This window comes from Enterococcus moraviensis ATCC BAA-383 (assembly GCF_000407445.1).
GTDB classification, from domain to species: domain Bacteria; phylum Bacillota; class Bacilli; order Lactobacillales; family Enterococcaceae; genus Enterococcus_L; species Enterococcus_L moraviensis.
This window is the reverse complement of record NZ_ASWB01000005.1, coordinates 177362-196350: the sequence shown is the minus strand read 5'-3', so window position 1 is coordinate 196350 and position 18989 is coordinate 177362. Positions and strand designations below refer to the sequence as shown.

At 34.4% G+C, this 18989-nt stretch carries 20 protein-coding genes; 3 read left to right on the top strand and 17 right to left on the bottom strand.

Features of this window, described 5'->3' with window-relative positions:
- Positions 1–6 precede the first annotated feature (6 nt).
- The 5 genes from I586_RS16415 to I586_RS16395 all read right to left on the bottom strand — a co-directional run bounded on the left by I586_RS16415 (position 7) and on the right by I586_RS16395 (position 6284).
- The gene (locus tag I586_RS16415) at positions 7–870 is read right to left on the bottom strand and encodes a GRP family sugar transporter (protein ID WP_010763976.1); all 864 of its coding nucleotides are present in this window, start codon (positions 868–870) and stop codon (positions 7–9) included.
- Positions 871–1098: 228 nt separating this feature from the next.
- On the bottom strand, positions 1099–2124 hold the full coding sequence (gene sapS / locus I586_RS16410; protein WP_010763975.1) for a two-component system sensor histidine kinase SapS: 1026 nt from the start codon (positions 2122–2124) through the stop codon (positions 1099–1101).
- 13 nt (positions 2125–2137) lie between these two features.
- Complete coding sequence (gene sapR, locus I586_RS16405; RefSeq protein ID WP_010763974.1) at positions 2138–2812, bottom strand: two-component system response regulator SapR; 675 nt, start codon at positions 2810–2812, stop codon at positions 2138–2140.
- 330 nt (positions 2813–3142) lie between these two features.
- Positions 3143–5860, bottom strand: coding sequence for an Ig-like domain-containing protein (locus tag I586_RS16400; protein ID WP_010763973.1), 2718 nt, complete (start codon positions 5858–5860; stop codon positions 3143–3145).
- Positions 5861–6074: 214 nt separating this feature from the next.
- Positions 6075–6284, bottom strand: a complete 210-nt coding sequence (locus I586_RS16395; RefSeq protein WP_010763972.1) for a hypothetical protein — start codon at positions 6282–6284, stop codon at positions 6075–6077.
- A gap of 188 nt (positions 6285–6472) precedes the next feature.
- Between I586_RS16395 and I586_RS16390 the strand changes: the two genes are divergently transcribed.
- Positions 6473–6802: a nucleotide pyrophosphohydrolase gene (locus I586_RS16390; RefSeq protein WP_010763971.1), complete on the top strand. Its 330-nt coding sequence runs from the start codon at positions 6473–6475 to the stop codon at positions 6800–6802.
- Positions 6803–7532: 730 nt separating this feature from the next.
- On the opposite strand, the gene I586_RS16385 is transcribed toward I586_RS16390, so the two are convergent.
- The 3 genes from I586_RS16385 to I586_RS16375 all read right to left on the bottom strand — a co-directional run bounded on the left by I586_RS16385 (position 7533) and on the right by I586_RS16375 (position 9511).
- Positions 7533–8030: a MepB family protein gene (locus I586_RS16385; RefSeq protein WP_010763970.1), complete on the bottom strand. Its 498-nt coding sequence runs from the start codon at positions 8028–8030 to the stop codon at positions 7533–7535.
- A 142-nt stretch (positions 8031–8172) separates the two neighbouring features.
- Positions 8173–8529, bottom strand: a complete 357-nt coding sequence (locus tag I586_RS16380; RefSeq protein ID WP_010763969.1) for a DUF7006 family protein — start codon at positions 8527–8529, stop codon at positions 8173–8175.
- Positions 8530–8686: 157 nt separating this feature from the next.
- Entirely contained in the window at positions 8687–9511 is an 825-nt protein-coding gene (locus tag I586_RS16375; RefSeq protein ID WP_010763968.1) for a LysR family transcriptional regulator, read from the bottom strand.
- A 110-nt stretch (positions 9512–9621) separates the two neighbouring features.
- Between I586_RS16375 and I586_RS16370 the strand changes: the two genes are divergently transcribed.
- Positions 9622–10668 carry a YeiH family protein gene (locus I586_RS16370; RefSeq protein WP_010763967.1) on the top strand — a complete coding sequence of 349 codons (1047 nt, stop codon included), beginning with the start codon at positions 9622–9624 and terminating at the stop codon, positions 10666–10668.
- 184 nt (positions 10669–10852) lie between these two features.
- On the opposite strand, the gene psiE is transcribed toward I586_RS16370, so the two are convergent.
- Positions 10853–11302 (bottom strand): phosphate-starvation-inducible protein PsiE, encoded by a 450-nt coding sequence (gene psiE / locus I586_RS16365; RefSeq protein WP_010763966.1) that lies wholly within the window; start codon positions 11300–11302, stop codon positions 10853–10855.
- A gap of 309 nt (positions 11303–11611) precedes the next feature.
- Between psiE and I586_RS16360 the strand changes: the two genes are divergently transcribed.
- The gene (locus I586_RS16360) at positions 11612–12340 is read left to right on the top strand and encodes a TraX family protein (RefSeq protein ID WP_010763965.1); all 729 of its coding nucleotides are present in this window, start codon (positions 11612–11614) and stop codon (positions 12338–12340) included.
- A 58-nt stretch (positions 12341–12398) separates the two neighbouring features.
- On the opposite strand, the gene I586_RS16355 is transcribed toward I586_RS16360, so the two are convergent.
- The 8 genes from I586_RS16355 to I586_RS16320 all read right to left on the bottom strand — a co-directional run bounded on the left by I586_RS16355 (position 12399) and on the right by I586_RS16320 (position 18620).
- A complete protein-coding gene (locus tag I586_RS16355) occupies positions 12399–13067 on the bottom strand; it encodes a CPBP family intramembrane glutamic endopeptidase (RefSeq protein ID WP_010763964.1) in 669 nt (222 codons plus the stop codon).
- A 104-nt stretch (positions 13068–13171) separates the two neighbouring features.
- On the bottom strand, positions 13172–13894 hold the full coding sequence (locus tag I586_RS16350) for a hypothetical protein (RefSeq protein ID WP_139242676.1): 723 nt from the start codon (positions 13892–13894) through the stop codon (positions 13172–13174).
- A 137-nt stretch (positions 13895–14031) separates the two neighbouring features.
- Positions 14032–14391 carry a 50S ribosomal protein L20 gene (gene rplT, locus I586_RS16345; protein WP_010763962.1) on the bottom strand — a complete coding sequence of 120 codons (360 nt, stop codon included), beginning with the start codon at positions 14389–14391 and terminating at the stop codon, positions 14032–14034.
- A 94-nt stretch (positions 14392–14485) separates the two neighbouring features.
- The gene (rpmI, locus tag I586_RS16340; RefSeq protein ID WP_010762697.1) at positions 14486–14686 is read right to left on the bottom strand and encodes a 50S ribosomal protein L35; all 201 of its coding nucleotides are present in this window, start codon (positions 14684–14686) and stop codon (positions 14486–14488) included.
- A 111-nt stretch (positions 14687–14797) separates the two neighbouring features.
- Positions 14798–15319: a translation initiation factor IF-3 gene (gene infC / locus I586_RS16335; protein ID WP_010763961.1), complete on the bottom strand. Its 522-nt coding sequence runs from the start codon at positions 15317–15319 to the stop codon at positions 14798–14800.
- A 310-nt stretch (positions 15320–15629) separates the two neighbouring features.
- The gene (locus tag I586_RS16330; RefSeq protein WP_010763960.1) at positions 15630–16430 is read right to left on the bottom strand and encodes a Cof-type HAD-IIB family hydrolase; all 801 of its coding nucleotides are present in this window, start codon (positions 16428–16430) and stop codon (positions 15630–15632) included.
- Positions 16431–16444: 14 nt separating this feature from the next.
- The gene (locus tag I586_RS16325) at positions 16445–17230 is read right to left on the bottom strand and encodes a Cof-type HAD-IIB family hydrolase (RefSeq protein ID WP_010763959.1); all 786 of its coding nucleotides are present in this window, start codon (positions 17228–17230) and stop codon (positions 16445–16447) included.
- A 265-nt stretch (positions 17231–17495) separates the two neighbouring features.
- On the bottom strand, positions 17496–18620 hold the full coding sequence (locus I586_RS16320; RefSeq protein ID WP_010763958.1) for an RNA-guided endonuclease TnpB family protein: 1125 nt from the start codon (positions 18618–18620) through the stop codon (positions 17496–17498).
- Between the last annotated feature and the right edge of the window lie 369 nt (positions 18621–18989).

Here is an 18989-nt window from a genome sequence, read left to right as displayed (position 1 = left end):
TGACATTTACGCTTTCATATACCCTAAAAGAATACCACCAAAAATAACGAATAAGCAACCTATAATAACATATCTCATTTCTTTTTTAGACTTGCTCTCACCTAGTAGATAAATTCCACCTAAAGTTGAAATAATAATTCCCATTTGGGACAATGAGAAGCTGATTGCCAAACCAATTTGACGCATTGTCAGCAACATACAAATATTTCCTAGCCCCCATAACAGACCACAACTCATATTTTTCCAAACGTAACGATCCAGTTTGACCTTTTTGAATGCAAAGAAGCTAGCACCAATCAACATGCCAATACTTTGAGGCAAAATGATCCCCATTGGGTCAAGCCCAGCTGCATTAATAATGATTGTATACGCTCCATAACCAATCGTTGAAAAAATCAACGCCCGTAGTCCTTTATTAAAATCAAACATCGCGTTTGTTGGCTTCACACTACCGTCGTCATCTTGTCGCGCAGTTAAATATGAACCTAAAACCAATAGACCTAATGCTATAAATCCTAGAAGGAAATCACGACTCCCTTTCCATTCATGAAAAAATACAGCTCCCGCAATTGTATTCACAATCAACTGCATTCCAGTTGAAACAGGCAACCCGACAGATACACCCAAATATTTCATCCCATGAAATTGTTGATTTTGTCCAACACTCCAAAACAAGCCAGATAAAATTCCAATCACAATCATTTGAACAGTGATTGCTGGCTGAACGACAAAATAAATAATGATTGAAAAAATCAAAGCGCCAATGGTCATACCAAGAGTCTGTTGATTGGCACTGCCACCAATTTTACCACTAACTAGACCAATACTGCCCCATGCAAACATTGGGACCAAAGCTACTAATATCTCCATAATCCGCTCCTATCAAAATATGATAAACTAAGTCTAACAATAAAAACGTTTGCTATACAACTATAAGATATGAGAAAGTTCAATAAATTTTTTCTCATTTATTAGAAATAATGCCCATCTTTTCTTTCATGATAATAGCTTTCTACTCATTAATTCTATACGTAATCCTGATGATTTATACTAAAAAAAAGTGTTGAGAAATAATACGAACTTTCTCAACACAACTCTTTATCTTCTCTCATTGAAATAACTCAAAAACGGAAACAACAACTTCATCGTCGTTCCTTCTCCTTCGACTGACTCCATTGTCAATTGATGACCTAATTTGTCTGCTAGGCTCTTGGCTAAATATAAGCCTAATCCTGTCGAATGTTGTTCGCTTGTCCGACCATTTTCACCTGTAAATCCTTTATCAAAAATTCGACGCTGATCCTCTTTTGGAATACCAATTCCGGTATCTTTCAACGATAACCAAGCACCTTCTTTTGTACGTGATAACGTAACACTGATTTCACCGCCGGCCGGTGTATATTTAATTGCATTACTAACCAATTGTTTAAAAATAAACGCTACCCATTTTGCATCAGTCAGGATCATTTGATCGTTTCCTTCTATTGAGAAGCGCAAGTTTTTTTGAATAAAATAATTGCCTTGTGTCCGAATCACAGACTGAACGATTTCTTTTAGCGAATATTCCTGAATCAAATAATCTCTGGAAAAAGTATCTAGTCTAGCATAATAAAGAACTTGCTCCACATATTCATCGATTTTACCCAATTCATTTTCAACTAAATAATATTTTTTTTCTGGAATATCATCTTCGATCGACTGTAATATTAAATTTACAGCAGCTAATGGAACTTTTATTTCATGGACCCAGGAATCGATATAATCTTTTTGGTCCTGTTGATTATTGATTGCTTGTTGCATCTCTTGCTGATGCTCAACTAACAACCCATTGATATAATGTTGAACTAGTTTCTCTTCCGACTTTGAAGCTTCACCTAAATACTGTTCGAAAGAAGGTGGATGCTCAGAAATGTCTAAAGAACGCCACCACCGCTTTTTTAATGAATAATCAATTGTTAGAAAAAGGAGTAAAAATAACCCCTGTAATAAGACCAAATACCCAATTACTGAAAAATTCACTACCATATCTGGAGATAGCCATAAAATAAAACAAGTCACTCCTATAAAAAACAACCAGCCAATCAATAGAAGCCAATGATCTTTTAAATAATTACGAATCGTCATCTTCTTCTCCTATCTATGGTACGATGTATCCTTGTCCAACTTTTGTTTCAATATATCCTTCAAGACCAGCTTGTTCGATTTTTTTTCTTAAACGGTTGATATTAACGGTCAAGGTATTATCATCGACAAAACGCTCATCTTCCCATAACGCACGCAACAATTTTTCTCTCGTCAAAATCTTTCCATGCTTTTTAATCAAAATATACAGTAAGCGATATTCATTTTTACTCAAATCGATTACTTCACCATGGATCTCCATGCTACCATTATCCACATTTAGTGTAATGCCATTATGAGACATGATTTCACTGCCAACTTCTGAATAATTGTAAGAACGACGCAATAATGCATTGATTTTTGCAATCAATACATCGATTTGAAATGGTTTGGTGACAAAATCATCTGCCCCCATGTTCATCGCCATGATCATATCCATATTTGTATTTCGGCTAGAAATAAAAATAATTGGTATTTTAGAAATTTCACGGATTTTCTGACACCAATAATAGCCATCAAAAACAGGCAGATTGATATCTAGTAAAACCAATTGAGGATCTTCCTGCTGAAAATCTTCTAATACATTGTTAAAGTCAGTTGTTCCAAATGTATCAAACTGCCACTTTTGCAGTTCTTCACTAATCAGTTCACGAATTGTAGTCTCATCTTCAATAATCATGATCTTTGCCATTATTTCCCCTCCAGTTCTTTCTTTCTATTGTACCTTATCAGAAAGTCTTCGTCATTCATATAGGACTTTTAGCCGAGATTTGGAGTAAAAAAGAATCAAGAGCTTTCTTATTTCCTGCTTCTTAGTTCAATCACTTAAATTCTATACTTCCTGTTCGAAAATAGAACTTATTTACAAGTAAACACATTCCTAACGTTTTACATTCCATTCTTTAAATAATACTACAGCTTAATTGGATACTTCTAAATAAAAAAATAGCCTATAATTAATCTTTTTCAAGTAAATAAGATTAACTATAGACTATTTTTTAATCACTCAATATGGTTGTTTTTAAGAAACTACAGTCACATTAATTTTCGTTCTCTCGTATGAAATTTCGTCGATTACTGTCACCGATGACGTCCCGGGTTCCACTCCTATTATCTCTTTTGTTCGGTTTGTATTATCTGGATTATTCTTACCAAATGCGATTCGGTCGTTTCCTTTTTCGTAGAACACTTCTTTCGTTAAGCGGTATTCTTCTGGTAATTCATTAGCGGCTTGTGCTTCGATTTGATAGCTTTCGCCAACCTTTACCTTGACTTCCTTTTCTTTGACTATTGGCGCTGTCTTTTTATAGGGCACAAATTCAATCTCGTAAGTTTCTCCCTTTCTTCCTTTCATAAAATAATAAAGGTAGGTTAACTTTTCATTCGATAGCCTGCTCGTTTCCCACGTTGCATAGGACCGCCCATCTTTGTCAAACTGGCGTAATCCTACTCCGCCAACCCAATTAGTCGGATTCTCTAGGTCATTACTCTTTTCAAATGCGGCGAATCGCTTATTCGTTACAATCACATAGGGATTATTCACATCTACTTTACTGAAAAAATGATCTTGATCTAAATCATAATCAATTTTCCCAGTATACTTTTTACCTACGGTCAATTCATCCGCCTCTGCTTTAGTGTTCCCATAATCATCTTTATCCGCTACTACGGTTACATTAATTTTCGTTCTCTCATATGAAATTTCGTCGATTACTGTCACCGATGATGTCCCGGGATCCACTCCTATTATCTCTTTTGTTCGGTTTGTATTATCTGGATTATTCTTACCAAATGCGATTCGGTCGTTTCCTTTTTCGTAGAACACTTCTTTCGTTAAGCGGTATTCTTCTGGTAATTCATTAGCGGCTTGTGCTTCGATTTGATAGCTTTCGCCAACCTTTACCTTGACTTCCTTTTCTTTGACTGTTGGCGCTGTTTTTTTATACGGGACGAACTCTATCTCGTAAGTTTCTCCCATTTTCCCTCTCATAAAATAATGAAGGTAGGTTAACTTTTTATTATATGGATTACTCGTTTCCCATGTAGCATATGACCGTCCATCTTTGTGAACCTGGCGCAATCCTGCACCACCAAACCAATTAATCGGATTTTCTAGGTCTTCGCTCTTTTCAAACGCAGCGAATCGTTTGTTCGTTATAATCACATAGGGATTATTTAAATCTACTTTACTGAAAAAATGATCTTGATCTAAATCATAATCAATTTTCCCAGTATACTTTTTACCTACAGTTAATTCATCCGCTTCTGCTTTAGTATTCCCATAATCATCTTTATTACTTACATTCACAGTGAATTCTGACCGAAAAAGCCCATCTTCAGTGACAGCAGAAATAGTCGTTATACCAGAGACTAATCCTGTAAGATTTCCCTCTTCTGTTATTGTCGCCACAGCACTATCCGAACTCTGCCATTTAAACTTTGGATTCGTAGCATTCTTTGGTTCTACCGTAGCTGACAATTGGATTGTTTCGCCTAAATTAATTGTTTTTTTTGTAGAATCAATCTTAATTCCTGTAACTGGAATTTTTTTCTTTACAACCTTGACCTTGCAACTAGCTATTTTATTGCCATCCTTAGTTTTAGCAGTCACTGTAGTTGTTCCTTGTCCAATACTATTCGCTGTAACTTTTCCATTTTTGTCTACACTTGCAAAACTTAGACCTAAACTGGTGATAGAGCGGCTCCATTCAACATCCTTATGTGAAGCATTTTCTGGAGTAAAAATTGGAGTCAAGTTTATCTCTTCGTCCCACTCAAGCGTGATCTCTTTATGGTTTAATTCTATATTTTCTAAAGGAATATATTTGTTTTCTTCTAAGAGATAATTAATCATAGAGAATTTTTCTTTAGAGATTCTACTAGCACCCAATCTTGTTGTTTCATTACTATTATTTACGTAAAACCTCGAAACAACTCCACTGATTCGATTTTGGCTATCATAGAGCGGAGAACCGCTATTACCACCTGTTCCATCGAATAAGGAATAGATTGCCTCTTTTTCCCATGACGCTTTTCCCTCAATTGATTGGTCAATTTTTCTTGATTCTGTGTACATTGCCCCTTGGTACTCACCTGGATATCCTGTTAAAGTATAAATATCATCGCTATTTTCTTTATAATCCAACCCAAGCCAGCCAGTTTGCTTCCCAACAGGTTTATCTAATTTTACAAGTGCCATGTCCCAATAAACATCAGAATTTTGCAAGTACTTTTTCATAACATAAACTTTTTTAGCTGTTGAAAGTCCATACGGGTGTACCCCAAGATTCGTTGCAGGAGCAACATGTATTTTAGGTAAGAAACCTTTTTCTTTATTCCATACTGCATGGGCACAGGTCAATACCATATCCTCTGATATCAGAGCAGCACTCCCCCCACCAAAAAATAATGTTTCATGATTTTCATAGGCATATATTCTACTGATTGGCGTATAAGGAAATAGCTTTGTATTTTCTACTTTAATTCTATCATCTTCTCCTATAATTCCCAATTTTCGAGATCCCACCCTATTACTATTCATTGCTTCAAGAGTATCTGGCATATTATCCATAAATGTTTTATCGAACTGAACATCTTTTTGTTCCATTGTAGTCAGATCCACTTCAACAAAGTCATATTCTGATTCTGCATAACCGTTTTCAGCATTAAAAAAACTAAAACAAAAAAATAAAGAGCCAATAAAAATTACTTCCCAACATTTTCTTTTAAAATTATTCATTTCCCATTCTCCTTTTAATTCATTTTTAAATTATATTCATTCTCCCTTCCACCTTACATTTTAATATAAATTAGCTACAATTAATAATCTTTTTTTATTCCATTTTATTTTTTTAAAAAAAATCAAAAAACAAAAAAAGATTATTATATTCCTTTTATAATTAGTATTATTAACTACAATAATTTTCTTATCAAAAAAATTTATTTATATTTACCTATTCCAACACAGCAACTCCACTATCTGATATTGCTTTTCCAATAAACAAAAAAACACCATCTAAAAGTAAAATGGTCATATTCACGCCAAAAAAGATCGATAGTTTTTCGATCCCTTGGATTTTTTCTTTTGTTCTAAGAATTAAATATAAAATAAAATTACTACCATATGTGAAAATCGTCAGTACTATAATAAGTTCTATCAACATTGTTTTGTTCCCCACAGGTCTATTATTTGTATGCCCTTTTATTTTACGCCATTTAACGTATTTTTCAAAGGAAAGAATCGTATACTTCAATGACTGATACATTTCAAAAAATAAACGTTCCTAATTACTCCCTTTGATTCCTTCTATGTTAAAATTAAAACGAAATAAAGACGTTAGGAGCAATAACTATGAATGATTTGATCAAAGAAATTAATGATTTCCGAGATGAACGAAATTGGCGACCTTATAACACACCAAAAAGTTTAGCTATTTCCATTTCCTTAGAGGCCTCTGAATTGCTAGAAAACTTCCAATGGTGTTCCAGTGAAGAAGCAGTTTCAGCCACTTTTGAAAATATCCAAGAGGAGCTAGCAGATGTGCTCATTTATTCCCTCATGCTCGCTTCTGATTTAGAATTAGATGTTTCCACAATCATCCGTGAGAAACTTAAAAAAAATGCGTTGAAATACCCTGTAGACCCTAATTCATCAAATAATGATCCCTATCTCTTAAAATGATTTCTTATTTTATTTCTCTATTTGTAAGCATTCGACACAAAATAATCTACTATTTTTAGCTTTACGAACAGAGATACTTTATTCGAGAAAAGAAATAATCTCGTTGCATAAGTAATTTTTTTCCAACACTTTATTGACCCTAAAAGGGTTTTCCTATAAAATGGAACTTAGATAGAAACGAATACGGTAAAAAAAAAGCACTTCATGATTTAGCTACCAACTAAATCATGAAGCCCTGAACAGTCAGTGAACACCTGACCAATCAAGTTGCTTAAGCCAATATTTATACATTGACATCTTCCATTTTACTCAATTTTGACAGAAATTTCTAGACTTTTGTGCTAGTTTTTTCTGACGTGAAGATCTTTATGCTTATTTATTGAACTTACAACGGCGTTGGACATGTGTCCGACGCCGTTTTTTGTCTATTCGTTTCTATCTAAAGGAATCACTGTTTCGCTTTTAAAATTATAACATAACAGTCAACCAACCATTGACTAAACTAAATGCTGATCCCAACCAGTCATTTACCCATTCTCCTGGATAATTCAAAAAGTGAACAGTGATTCTTTAAAACAATAGTCCATTACTACTCCCAAGTATTCTTTAAGAAAACACAATGAGTAACATCGATGTAACCTTTTCTTGACACTTCCTTTTATACAGATGTCATTGTTTGCATTTTCTTATTGGTGACTATTAGACTAGGAACGAGCGTTAGAGCTTGTTCCTAGTTTTTTTTTGCAAAATATAAGGCATCTAGTCTTTTACTATCAAAACGATCTGTTAAATCAACGAAAAATTCTCTTTGCCACTTTTGCGTTGCAGCTGCTGTTTTATTCAATTCCTCAACCCAATTTGGGTAAACACGCATCGCCATTTTACCTTTTATTTCACCTTGACTTAGAATACGTTTTTTGATAAGAATTTCTTTAGGAAAAATAAATTGTCCGATTTTTTCTTGATCAAACACGGTAATTACAAGTTTATCTGGTGCAGTTGCAGCCTCGTATGGCTGATTATTATTCTCAACATCTTTTTCCCAGAATACTACAAAATATCCAGCTTTTTTGGGTGTGATCTTTGCTTTTCTACTTCTAAACGTTTGTTTTCCTATTGAAAAGGTGACTCCTTCATACTCCCTATTTTGTTCTTCTATAAAGAGGTTTTCTAGTGTTGCAGTAGTAAATTTGCCAATATTCTTTTTTAGATAGTCCAACGATTCCATTATGTAACTCCTTTCCTAAAAATTTTAATTGGTCTAAGTATCACTTCGAAGCCAAATGTCGTACAAAAAAGAGTAAACTACACTTTTTCAGGTGCGTCTACTCGCTTATTTCAACGTTATACATTAATGAGTAACCAATCAATTAAATAATTCTTTGTGAAATCGACCATGTTTCATATTCTGGCATATCAAAAATATATTTTTCTCTGTGCGTTTTTTTGTAATCTTTTTCAATCAGTCGAATCGTATCGATTGCTGTATCATTTTCTAACGCATATCCATTAAAAATATAAAAAATAACCAATGTACACTTTTCATCTATTGCCATCAATTTAGGTAAGGTCAAAGCCAATGTTTCTGCATTTATTTTTTCAACTAACCGATTTGCTTCTTCTGATAAATCTTGGTAATAATCTATAAACTCCTGATCGATCTTGATTGTTTGGTCTACTGTCGCAACATACTCTTTTAACTGAATGTTCCATAAAAACGCATCCACACTATTTCCTCCTACTCATACAACCGTTAAAATACTTTTGCTTTTAGTAGCTACCTAATCGGTTTCTATTACTATCTTCTATTAAGATAGCACACGCAACCCATTTTTTTCCATTAAAACGTCTATTATATTTGTATCACTAACTTTTACTATTGTTTTACTTCACTTTATTCTTATAGTATTGCTTGATATACCCATCGATTTTACGTAATTGAACTGATTCGATATGCGGTCGCTTAATAAAATAAAAACTCCGTTGATACTCCTGACTTAATGACTGCCATTTTATTTTCTTAGTTAGTGCTTTTTTTGAAATAATAGACTGCCCAATTCCTTGTTCTAAACATCTGACGATCATCTCATTATTTTTGATGATCATTTTTTGAGGATTTAAGTTATGTTCTAAAAAATAGCGCTCCGTATAATGAAATACACCAGAGTTATCTTCTCGAACCAACCACAACGCCGTAGAAAAATCCCCAGCATGGACTAATTCATCCGATATGATTTCTTCTCGAAGTATCGAATCTGTTATCAACGGTTTTTCAATAAACCCAAAATGCGCTTGATGTTTTTCAATTCTATCTAATACTTGTTCGGAGTTATCCATCTCTAAAACAAACGATACTTGCGGAAATTGTTGAATTAATTGAACCATCAATTCAGGTAGATAATATACAGCAAAAGAATTCGAGGCGATAATTCGACAGGTTTCTCTGGGAAGCGTTTGAACCCGTAATGCTTGTAAGACATCTTCCCAGTCATCAGATAAATTAAGTAAATGATGATACAAAATATCTGCTTGCTTCGTCGTGATAACCTCTTGACGCCCATTACGAACAAATAATTGAATATCTAGCTCCTCTTCTAACTGCTTTATCTGATTGGAAACGGCTGGTTGGGAAATAAATAAGTGAACGGCAGCTTTTGAAAAATTTTTTGTTTCATAAACGACTCGAAATGTTTTCAGTAATTTAAACATAGAGACCCCTTCCATACGTTTTCGTTATAAATATTATTCTAACTATTTATTTCTCAAATGCAAATTATTTCGTTATACTTGATTCAGAGATAGATAACTAAAGAAAGAAGATGAATAATCTAGTGAAAGATACTCATACAAAACAAACTTATTTTACAAGCGTGAAGGTCATTTTACCTGGCTTGTTAACAGCGTTCATTGTTGCTGTGATTAGTAAGGTCGTTGCAATTTGGCTCCCCACTTTAGGGGCAGCAACTATTGCTATTTTACTTGGTATTTTGCTTGGTAATACTTTTTTGAAAAACCCAATTTTAGAGAAAGGAACAAAAATAGCAGAAAGTAAGCTATTAGAATTTTCTGTTGTATTGTTGGGTGCGACTGTCACCTTTCAAACAATTGCTCAGATTGGCCTTAAAGGTGGTATTTTCGTTCTTCTGCAAATGGGGCTAACAATAGTTGCGTCGTACGTACTTGGTAAAAAAATGCAGTTTTCAGACAATATGTCCTTATTGATGGCTGGAGGAAATGCCGTTTGTGGCTCTTCAGCGATTGCTTCAATCGCGCCTGCTATTCATGCAAAAGAAGAAGAGAAAGGACAAATCATTACATTAGTTAATTTATTGGGGACTATTTTGATGCTGTTGTTGCCAATTATTGGCGCTATCGTTTATGGAACTGACATCCTAACCAAAAGTGCTTTGATTGGTGGAACGTTGCAATCAGTCGGACAAGTCGTTGCAAGTGCCAGCATGATCAATGGGCAAGTTGTGGAGCTTGCTATGCTATTCAAAATCATGCGAATCATGTTACTCGTTTTTGTTGTTTATCTGTTTAGTAAGTTTAAACAACAACAATTCCCGACTTCAACAGCTACGGAAACTGTTCCACAAAAAAAGAATACCGCATTACCTTGGTACGTTGTAGGATTTGTACTATTTTGCATCATCAATAGTCTGGTTCATTTACCTGCTGAATTAAGTCAAACTGCTCACTTCTTTAGCGGTTGGTTCGAAATCACTGCTTTAGCCGCAATCGGACTGCGTTTAGATTTTCAAAAATTCTTCAAAGAAGGAAAACGTTTCTTGATTTACGGACTATCAGTCGGAATTATTCAAGTCGTTTTAGCTATCGGTTTGATCTTTTTATTAGGGCTGTGATCTATGAAGAAAAAGGATGTCTTCGGCTTTGTTTTGAGGTGATGTTTAAATAGCCAGCCGTATAAAGGTGAACATAAAAACCAGCCAAGATTTTGCTTCTTGGCTGGTTTTTTATGTGAAAGTAACAGTTCTATTGTAATACCAACAGAACGCGATCACTTATTCTCTGTGCTTTGGATCTATTTTATTTGATCTCTTGTTTATCATCAACATGGGATTTAAACCCTACATAAGATTTATTTCCACTTAAATTAAGTACAAATAACACAATCACCAATGATAAAATCGAAACAGATAATAGCAACGTTTGAACTGCATCTCCATGCAATACCATCAACTGTCTTAAAATAGCCGTAATACAAATCAGGATCAAATACCTAATTGGGATATGATGACCTTCTTGAATATAACGAATCACCATCATAATAAATTCAAATAACATAAAAAATGCCACAACTTCCTGCATTACGATCGATAAATTTTTAGGTGTCATTGGTTTACTGATAAACGTACTGATATCTATCAATTGCCGAATCATAAAAACTAAAATAAGTAGAGCAAGTACGCCCAAAACAACATCCAACACCCAGTTGACATATTTTTTCATGATGCCAAATCTCTGATCTTCTTTCATTTTCGTCCTCCTTTCGTTTCAAGAGCTGAACCATTTTGTTCAAAGCCTAGCGAATAAAACTAGATAACACAATACTGTTGTATCCGTCTGTCTAAACCATTTGCTACTCTTTCTCTATAAGAATAATATATCATTTTTTTTACACGATGTAAAAATCTAAATCTGAAAATACTGGTCTAAAACATGCCACACATACGATTGTTTAGAATGTTAATGGAAGAATTTGAGTAATGAATACAACTAAAGCCCCAAGCATTTTAGGATCACGTATGTTATTTTTAAAGTATAAAGTTTGGAGGAATTATGTTTATGAACAAAAGATTAGATGGGTTTCACTTAAAATGTATTGCGATCGTTGCTATGTTGATCAACCATATAGGTAATGGATTTAAGCTATATGAGTATTCAGATCAGTTATTTTTCTTTACAGAATTTATAGGCAAACTAACATTTCCGATAATGGCCTACTTGTTGGTAGAAGGATTTCATTATACACGGAATGTAAAAAAATATGCTGCTCGACTTGGTTTCTTTTGGCTTGTTTCAATCTATCCATTTCATGCCTTGTTCTATCCAGGGTATCCGTTTAGTTGGACCGAGTTAGTCAATAATATATTCTTTACACTTTTAATGGGTCTTATTTTGATTACTTTATATGATAGAACCAAAAATACAGCTGTTCATATTGTATTGGTCCTTTTCTTTTCCCTTGCAACAGTGATGTCTGATTGGAATTTAATTGGCGTATTGATTATTTTTGGATTTTATCGGATTCAAAATGTTAAACTAAAGAAAATTATCCCACCGATTTATGCTACGCTTTTTCTGTTTTTATTGATGTTGATTGTTTATTTCATTTCTCCAGATTCAGTACCGTTATACGTATTGTTCTCAGGCTTTGGTATACTTGGAACTATTCCACTGCTTTTGAATTACAATGGGAAACGTGGCTATTCACCTAATTGGGTTAAATGGGGGTTTTACTTATTCTATCCAGTTCATATGATTGTGCTTATCTTACTACGCAGCATGCTCTAATGTCACCATTAAAAAAAGCGAAAAATCAATAACTGATTTTTCGCTTTTTCCTATTTTCTTAAATCATTCCAAAAGCAATCACGATTGCCGCAAATATATTATTTAAAAAGTGAATCGATATACTGATTTCCAAACGTTGTGTTTTATAATAAGCCAACGACATGATCAAGCCCATCAAGCCATAAATCAAAAAGCTAATAAGATTCGTGGGGCCATGAAGCAATCCAAATACGATTGAACTAATTGCAATGGCGATTATCGGGAATTTTTCCAACCAATAACCAATGATCCCCGCTCTAAAAACGATTTCCTCCATAATCGGTGCAGAAACACCAATCAATAATATAATCAATAAAGGATTTTCTCCTGTGAAGATCGTTTGAATCGCAGCATCATTTGCAGTGCTTTCAGCACCTTGAGTATTCAGTAAAAGTGTTCCACCAATTGCAATCACTCTAGCTAAAATAAAACCACCAATAATAATTCCAATATTTTTTTTAGTCAAAAAATCGAATTTTAAGTTCAAAAACCCTAGCTTCTTTCCTAAAAATAGTAATAACCAAATATTGCCGATAACCATTAACATCAATAGAATTGATGTTACTAAAGATAACTGTGCATTCCCCATCGCTAACGAGGCACCTTTTGCAAAACCAAATACTGTCATAGCAATTTGGCTGACTAAAAATAAACCAATCAAAACAAAAAACCTTTTCACATATACCATTCCATTACTCTCCTTTTCACATAAAATATTTTTGTCTACTATTTTATGATATCAGAGCAGCGTTACTTAGTAAAATAAATTTGGAAATAATCAGAATGGATTTCTTATTTAGCAACTCGTTTCCCATCTTTGTAAGCATAAACTCGGCCTAATGAATCTTTTGCTACATATTGGTAATGCTTCTGTCCACTAAAGCTACGAGGCGCTGGGCCACCTTTTGGTACAAGGACTACTTTGTAGGCTTCTAACCGTTTTGATACCCCAGCTGTGCCGGCTTTATGCGCCGTTGATTTGCTATCCTCTGCTTTGTTTTTTGCTCTTGACCAACCTAACCAACCATAGTCTTGGGCATGCACACAATAATACATATCATACTGCTGTGCCAATTGCCCTTTCAAGGTAAACTCGACTGCCTCAACTCGCAAAGCACCACCAGCAGTTCCACCACGTCCAGCCTGATAAAAAATGGTTGTATTGCGTCCTTTTATCTTACGCTTAGAAACTCCAGCATTCTTCTCGTTTTCTGTTAACTTTTCAGATAACCAACCAATATTTTCAACATGCGTATTGATCGTGATCTCACTTGTGCCTTTAATGAACATTGCTTCCATTCGTTTTGATTCCCGCACTGACCCACTACCTGTACCAGTTGGCCCCATCTCACCTATCGTTCTCAATCGCTTATCTCTACTAAAACCAGTATCGCCATAATCTTGAATATGTGAACCAAATCGTAGATTTGTAATTGATGCAGCTTCTGTTTTCACCCCAAATGAAAACAAAATACCAAAAACAAGAGCAGTTACCACAAACATTTTCTTTTTCACTTTAAAACCAGCTTTCTTTTTATAATTTTTTTCTAATCATATCGATTATATCATTTAGCTATATTAGAATATAACTAATAATCAAAAATATGTATAAAAAAACATTCTTTTCATGAGAAAAGAATGTTTTTTAGTTACTATTTAGCTAAAGCACCTTTAGCTTGGTCAGCTAATGCAGTAAATGCTGCTGCATCGTTAACAGCTAATTCTGCTAACATTTTGCGGTTGATATCAATCTCTGCCAATTTCAAACCGTGCATTAATTTAGAATAGCTCAAGCCATTCATACGAGCTGCTGCGTTGATACGTGCAATCCATAATTTACGGAAATCACGTTTCTTTTGACGACGATCTCTGTATGCATAACTATAAGATTTCATTACTTGTTCTTTTGCTGTTCTAAATAAAGTATGTTTTGATCCGTAATAGCCTTTCGCTAATTTAAGGATCTTTTTACGACGTTTACGGCTTACTACGCCACCTTTAACACGTGCCATGGTTAATTCCTCCTAAATATCTGTTGTCTCTATGAGTTATTTTAATTGCTAAGTTGTGACAAGAATTTTTCAGCGAGCTTCATGAGCTAGCTTTTTATTTCATTCTTGCTAATTGTTGACGAATACGTTTGAAATCGCCTGATGAAACCATTCCTGCTTTACGCAATTGACGACGTTGTTTTTTTGTTTTACCGTGGAAACGGTGACTTGTAAACGCACGGAATCTTTTTAACCCGCCGTTACCAGTACGTTTGAAACGTTTTGCTGATCCGCGGTGTGTTTTTTGTTTTGGCATGACTAATTTTCCTCCTACATTTTCATTTCGCATACCGTTCAACCAAATTAGTAAAAAAAGTTGAACTAGCATCCTAAAAAAATTTGATTAACTAGTTATCAGCTTGTTAGCTTAATTTTCATTCTTCGGTGCCAGCGTTAAGAACATGCTGCGTCCGTCCATTTTCGCTTTTTGTTCCACTGTAGCAATATCTGCAGTTTCTTCCGCTAAGCGATCAAGAACTTTCTGACCAATTTCTTTGTGGGTAATGGCACGGCCTTTGAAACGGATCGAAGCTTTCACTTTGTCGCCTTTTTCTAAGAATTTACGTGCATTACGAAGTTTTGTATTGAAGTCATTTACGTCAATCGTTGGACTTAAACGAACTTCTTTAACGTTGATCACTTTTTGTTTCTTGCGAGCTTCACGCTCTTTCTTTTGCGTTTCGAAACGGAATTTACCGTAATCCATAATTCGCGCAACAGGAGGTTTCGCAGTAGGTGCTACTAGAACTAAATCCAAATTGGCAGTTTCAGCAATTTGTAATGCTTCTACTTTTGTTTTTACTCCTAATTGTTCTCCGTCTTGTCCGATCAAACGTAACTCGCGTGCACGAATGCCGTCGTTCACCATCATATCCTTTGCTATGGTCATTCACCTCCAAGTTTTTTAAGAGAAAATCATCGCTGAAACTCTTTTCTCCAAAGTCTGCTATTGTGAAAAACACAATAAAAAACAGGCTCTGCATACAGATCCCGCGATTTTTGGACTTATATCGAATAATATAAGAACTCCAATATCTAGCCCAGTGACACTGTCAGCTAAGGCGAGAAGCGGGTGCTTCTGCTTTCATTTCTCAACTTTATTAGTATATGATATTTTTTTTCTTTTGTCAATACTTTTTTAGCCAACACAGAACCAACCACCTGATTACTTCTGTGTTGACTGCTGTTCTTTTTATATTTTACTTTCCAATTAGCTCTTCTATTTTTATCAATACCCCATTTTCATCATTCGACAAAATAATTTCTTTTGCAGCGACTTTAACAGTGGGATGGCCATTGCTCATGACATAACTATAGCCAGCATGTTTCAACATTTCCAAATCATTTCCACTATCACCAAACGCAGCGATTTCATGATTTTTGACTCCCCACAGCTCTTGTAATTTCATTAGACCATGCGCTTTATGAATTCCAGGAATAATGAGATCCACATCACCATGACCACTAGACACTGGGATGACTTTATCCCCCAATGCCGCATGTAGCTGTTTTAGTACGTCTGTCACTTGTTCAACAGGAAAACTCAATGCAAATTTAAACAACGTATCATCTTGTACATCCAACAAACTCGGAACTTTTTTTAATCGATGATAATATTTTTTGCCGTGATCAACAAATGAAGCAGGCTCATTTTCAGCAATATAAGCACTGTTTTTTCCACATAAAATCGTATGACCTTGATCAAAATCTGCTAAAATAGTTAGGACTTCATGTATTACGTTATGATTGATTTCACCAGTAAATACTTCTTTTCCTTCACTTACAACAAACGCACCGTTTTCCGCTACAAATGATAATTCATCTTCAATTCCTGGAAAAAAAGATTTTAACTGATAATATTGATTGCCACTAGCAATCACAAACCGAACGCCTTGTCGTTTCATTTCTTGGTATAATTCATTAAACTTTTCTCGGTCATAGTCTTGTTGACTATTCAAAAATGTTCCATCCATATCTACTGCAATCATTTTAATTGTCATTTTTCTATTTCCTTTCAGTTTAGTAATCCAAAATGTTTTAACCCAAAACAAATCCCATCATCCATATGTGACTTTGTAACAAAATCAGCGTGTCTTTTGACATAGTCTGAAGCATTGGCCATTGCAATAGCTGTATGCACTGCTTCAAACATCCCTAAATCATTGTTTCCATCACCAAAAGCGTATGTCGATACATGGCTCAAACCTAAGCCTTTGATTACTTGTTGAATACCCGATTTTTTTGACTGACCATTTAATACAACAGCTAATGAATACGGACTGTCTCTAAAAAAAGTAAATGTGTCAGTGAATTCTTGTTGATACAATGAATCCTTTGCTTCTTCTTCTGAAAAAAGATAAAGCATATAAATCTCATGTTCCTTATGGAAATGTGCAGAAATTTGTGGCAGCGGTGCATGATCTAAATGATACAATTTTTTCATGCTTTCATTCTGGTAACATGTTGCATACTCTTCTTCTGTATAACAAGCTAATGAATGACCCAAGTCTTTAGAAAATGCCATCAACTTTTGAATCGCGTTTAGCGGTATTGCATGTTTTGAAACAACTTCATTTTTCACTACATTGAACTGTCCATTTAAACTGACATAAGAATCAATCGGTGTGCCCTTTGTGATTTGCTTGATTTCTTTTGGTGAGCGTCCACTAGCAACCAGTGGCAAAATGTTATTCTTCTTTAACTGTAAAATCGCTTGATGATTTTCTTTTGGGATCATGGAATTTTTATCTAGTAATGTTCCATCTAAATCAAAGAAGACAAGTGCTTTATACGTGTTCATGGCTCCCCCTTTTTTTGACTTAACTTACTGTCCATTGTACTATACTTCTTAGTAAAATCAGAAAAAAACTTTACTCTATTTTAGAAAAACAATTTCTTGCTTGTCTAAATAGAATAAAGTTAAACTTTTTATTTTTCATTAACTAATAATTAGTGAACTATTTCTAGTAACTAGAAATTTCCTAGAAAAAGACAAATGATCGACTGAACGCTATCTCTATCTTATATACCCTAGGCTAACCCTGTAGTTCCTACAGTTTTCTTTATTACTTACGTGTGGTTTCTTTTAGTCCTTTTATCAATACTTGAATACTTGCTGCGGTTTCTGGATCATGTAATCCTTTTTGCTCATTGATATCTTGTGTGAACATTTGACTTACCTGTGTATTATCTGAATGTTCAGAACATTTTCCACATGCTGAAACTTTGATTAATCTCTTGTTATACCAGGATGCTTTGTATTCTAACTTTGAAACAAATAAAGCCCAAGAAACATCTGAAACACCACGATACAATTTATTATTTCTATAAACATCTGCTTGGTGGATGTCTTCAATACAAATCAAATCATACTTTCTAATAATCTCTGTAGTGATCTTATTAAGAAAATCGACTCGTTGATTCATTAATTTTTCTCGCATTTTTGCAACTTTAAGCTTTTGTTTTTGGTAATTTTTTTGCTGTGAAAGATCTGTTCCTTTTACCTTTGCAATTTCTTTACGCCTCTGCAATTTTCTTTCTTCTCGAGTGATCCGTTGTTCAAATTCCTTTGTGTATTTATCATTATCGATACGATTTCCATTTGATAATACAGCAAATTCTGAAGCCCCTAAGGTTATCCCGATTGCCGAATGAGTCTTCTCTATTATTGGAATTTCTTCCTCACACAAGATTGAAACAAAGTACTTATTGCTTTTAGTTAAAGAAATCGTTACTGACTTTATTTTCCCTATTACTGGACGATGCATCTTCATTTTCAACAATGATTTCAATTTGGGTACTTTTAAATATTTTTCGTCAATAATTTTAACTGTCCCATTTTGATTGTTCGTTGTATAAGAGGAAACTGAATCCTTTTTTTGCTTTAATTTAGGAAATCCAACTGATTTTTCTCTATAAAATTTTTTAAATGCGCGATCTAAATATACTTGTGCATTTGACAACGCTAAACTGTCTACCTCTTTTAGACAAGGATGCTCTTTTTTATACTGAGCAGGTGTCGGCAATTTAACTTTTAAATCAGGATTTTCTTTCAATTCTTTATACAATTGGACTCTTTCCTGCAATAGAAGATTATACACCAACCGAACACAAGAAAATGTTTTTTTTATAAACTCTTCTTGTACTGAAGTAGGGTAAAGCCTATATTTATACGCTTTTAACACCTTCATAAAATACCACCCTACCAATAAAAAGCTGAGCGGGCTCGCTTAGTCTCGACTGAAAAATAGGAAAATCTGTTTGTGACGCTTTTTGTCACAGGCAGATTTTATCTTTTTTCCGAGAGACTAGCCCGTAAAGCTAGATTGAATAAAAAGCTGAGTAAGACGCCTAGCTCTTGAGCAAGTTAGGAAATAGATTTAAAGATGGTTTCTATCTTTCACTCTATTTGTCTACTTGTCGAGAGAGTTGTCTCATAAAGCTAGATTAGATAAAAAGCTGAGCGGGCTCGCTTAGTCTCGACTGAAAAATAGGAAAATATGTTTGTAACGTTTTTTGTTACAGGCAGATTTTATCTTTTTCCGAGAGACTAGCCCACG

Coding starts and splice junctions, on each gene's coding strand:
- rpmI (WP_010762697.1), bottom strand. CDS start 14,686: ATGCCAAAACAAAAAACACACCGCGGATCAGCAAAACGTTTCAAACGT.
- I586_RS16355 (WP_010763964.1), bottom strand. CDS start 13,067: ATGGTATATGTGAAAAGGTTTTTTGTTTTGATTGGTTTATTTTTAGTC.
- sapR (WP_010763974.1), bottom strand. CDS start 2,812: ATGGCAAAGATCATGATTATTGAAGATGAGACTACAATTCGTGAACTG.
- I586_RS16375 (WP_010763968.1), bottom strand. CDS start 9,511: ATGTTTAAATTACTGAAAACATTTCGAGTCGTTTATGAAACAAAAAAT.
- rplT (WP_010763962.1), bottom strand. CDS start 14,391: ATGGCACGTGTTAAAGGTGGCGTAGTAAGCCGTAAACGTCGTAAAAAG.
- I586_RS16370 (WP_010763967.1), top strand. CDS start 9,622: ATGAATAATCTAGTGAAAGATACTCATACAAAACAAACTTATTTTACA.
- I586_RS16320 (WP_010763958.1), bottom strand. CDS start 18,620: ATGAAGGTGTTAAAAGCGTATAAATATAGGCTTTACCCTACTTCAGTA.
- psiE (WP_010763966.1), bottom strand. CDS start 11,302: ATGAAAGAAGATCAGAGATTTGGCATCATGAAAAAATATGTCAACTGG.
- infC (WP_010763961.1), bottom strand. CDS start 15,319: ATGACCATAGCAAAGGATATGATGGTGAACGACGGCATTCGTGCACGC.
- I586_RS16325 (WP_010763959.1), bottom strand. CDS start 17,230: ATGAACACGTATAAAGCACTTGTCTTCTTTGATTTAGATGGAACATTA.
- I586_RS16330 (WP_010763960.1), bottom strand. CDS start 16,430: ATGACAATTAAAATGATTGCAGTAGATATGGATGGAACATTTTTGAAT.
- I586_RS16415 (WP_010763976.1), bottom strand. CDS start 870: ATGGAGATATTAGTAGCTTTGGTCCCAATGTTTGCATGGGGCAGTATT.
- sapS (WP_010763975.1), bottom strand. CDS start 2,124: ATGACGATTCGTAATTATTTAAAAGATCATTGGCTTCTATTGATTGGC.
- I586_RS16390 (WP_010763971.1), top strand. CDS start 6,473: ATGAATGATTTGATCAAAGAAATTAATGATTTCCGAGATGAACGAAAT.
- I586_RS16385 (WP_010763970.1), bottom strand. CDS start 8,030: ATGGAATCGTTGGACTATCTAAAAAAGAATATTGGCAAATTTACTACT.
- I586_RS16360 (WP_010763965.1), top strand. CDS start 11,612: ATGAACAAAAGATTAGATGGGTTTCACTTAAAATGTATTGCGATCGTT.
- I586_RS16400 (WP_010763973.1), bottom strand. CDS start 5,860: ATGAATAATTTTAAAAGAAAATGTTGGGAAGTAATTTTTATTGGCTCT.
- I586_RS16395 (WP_010763972.1), bottom strand. CDS start 6,284: ATGTTGATAGAACTTATTATAGTACTGACGATTTTCACATATGGTAGT.